This is a genomic window from Xanthomonas sp. SHU 199, from assembly GCF_000364665.1.
In the GTDB taxonomy this organism is placed as follows: Bacteria; Pseudomonadota; Gammaproteobacteria; order Xanthomonadales; family Xanthomonadaceae; genus Xanthomonas_A; species Xanthomonas_A sontii.
Genome location: NZ_AQOI01000572.1, coordinates 1 through 1935, shown reverse-complemented (window position 1 = coordinate 1935; position 1935 = coordinate 1). Strand labels below are relative to the sequence as shown.

General features: G+C 72.5%; 3 protein-coding genes. All 3 read left to right on the top strand.

All coding sequences use genetic code 11. The features are described 5' to 3' along the window. The coding region (locus D183_RS0116925) for a hypothetical protein (RefSeq protein WP_017910044.1) at positions 1 to 654 on the top strand (654 nt) is incomplete at its 5' end. A gap of 63 nt (positions 655 to 717) precedes the next feature. Continuing rightward, entirely contained in the window at positions 718 to 1299 is a 582-nt protein-coding gene (locus D183_RS0116920; protein ID WP_017910043.1) for an RNA polymerase sigma factor, read from the top strand. Next, positions 1299 to 1935, top strand: a 637-nt coding sequence (locus D183_RS0116915; protein ID WP_017910042.1) for a hypothetical protein, incomplete at its 3' end; no start/stop codon positions are given. The genes D183_RS0116920 and D183_RS0116915, both read left to right, overlap by 1 nt.

Below are 1935 nucleotides of genomic sequence, written 5' to 3'. Positions count from 1 at the left end.
CATGCACCGGCGGCGATGGCCGGCGATGTCGGCGGCGCCGCCGGGATCAGCTCGCAACTGGTCGACCGCGGCATCGCCGTGACCCGCGCGACCCCGACCTTGCAGGGCGCGCTGTTCTGGCTGCCGGCGCCGGGCTGGTCGCTGAGCGGCTCGGCCAGCGTGGCGCTGGACGCGCCGGGCACGGTGCTGATGAGCAGCGTCGGCCTGTCGCGCAGTTGGACCGTGTCCGACAGCTGGCAACTGCAGGCCGAGGCGCTGCTGTACCGCTACCCCGGCGCGCGCGCCAACCGCCTGTTCAACCGCGACGAGGTCAGCCTGGGCTGGAGCTACCGCGACCGCCTGAGCCTGTCGCTGGCCGCCTTCCGCATGCCCGACAGTGGCCTGCAGCAGCGCTGGTACGGGGCGCTAGACCTGACCGCGCACCAGCCGCTGACCGGCCCGCTGTCGCTGTCGATGGGCGCCGGCGTCAGCCAGGCGCCGCCGGCGCTGTACGGACTGGAGTACACGGCGCACTATCGCTACGGCCACGCCGGGCTGATCTGGAACGCCGGGCGCTGGAGCCTGGAGGTGGACCGTGTGTTCAGCAACGCCCGCACCGGCTATGCCGACCGCGGCCTGTGGCCGTGGGTGGCCAGCGTCTCCCGCAGCTTCTGAGGCGAGCGCAACCTTTCCGTGCCGCCCCGGCACATACCGGTGCCCGTTGCCACACCTGCCCCCATGAACGACACCGACCTGCTCGGCGATGCCACCGACCGCATGCTGCTCCGGCGCATGGCCGCCAGCGACCGCGAGGCGCTGACCCGCCTGTACCGCGCCTACCACGGGCGCCTGTGCCGGTTCCTGTCGCGGCTGACCCGGCGCTCGGACATCATCGAGGAAGCGATCAACGACTGCTTCTGGATCGTCTGGCAGAAGGCCGGCGACTTCCGCGGCGATTCGCAGGTCTCGACCTGGATCATGGGCATCGCCTACCGCTGCGGGCTCAAGGCGATCCGCCACCACAGCGACGACGCCATCGACGACGGCGTGGCCGCCGAGGACCACGCCGCGGCGGCCGACCCGGACGAGGACCGCGAGCTGCGCGACTGGCTGGGCAAGGGCCTGGAACGCCTGTCGGCCGACCAGCGCCTGGTGGTGGAACTGGTCTACGGCCTCGGCCACAAGCTGGAAGAGGTCGCCGCGATCATGCAGTGCCCGGTGGGCACCATCAAAGCCCGGTTGTTCCACGCCCGGGTCAAACTTCGCAACGTGTTGCCGGGATTGGCCGGCGATGCGTCCACGCTGACGGAGAGCGCGTGATGAAAACGGGCTTCAACGAGCCGGGCAACGAGTGCGCGCATGCCTGGGACCTGATGCCGTGGGTGCTGCAGGACAGCGCCACGGAAGCCGAAAACGAGTGGCTGGTCGCACACCTGGCCAAGTGCCGGCACTGCAGCGCCGAGTTCGCCCAGCAGAGCCGCCTGCGCATGGCCATGACCCTGCCCAGCGACGTGCCGGTGGACGCCGAGGCCGGGCTGCAGCGCCTGCTGCAGCGCCTGGACGCGCCTGTTCCGCAGGCGCCGCCGCAGCGCGGCCGCGCCAGCTGGACCACGCGGGCGCTGGTCGCCGCCGCGCTGCTGCAGGCGGTGGGCCTGGGCGTGCTGGGCATGCGCCTGTCCGCCGAGCACGAACGCAGCACCGCCTACCGCACCCTCAGCGATGCCGCGCAGCCGCTGGCGGCCGACGCGATCCGGGTGGTGCCGGACGCACGTATGACCCTGGCCGACTGGGACGCGCTGTTGCGCAAGCTGCAGCTGCGGGTGATCGGCGGCCCCAACGCCGCCGGCGCCTACACCGTGGTGCCGACCCAGGCCGGGTCGCCGGCGCAGCCGCAGCGCAGCGTGCAGCAGTTGCGCGCCACCGCCGGCATCCGCCTGGCGGAGCCGATCGCCGCGC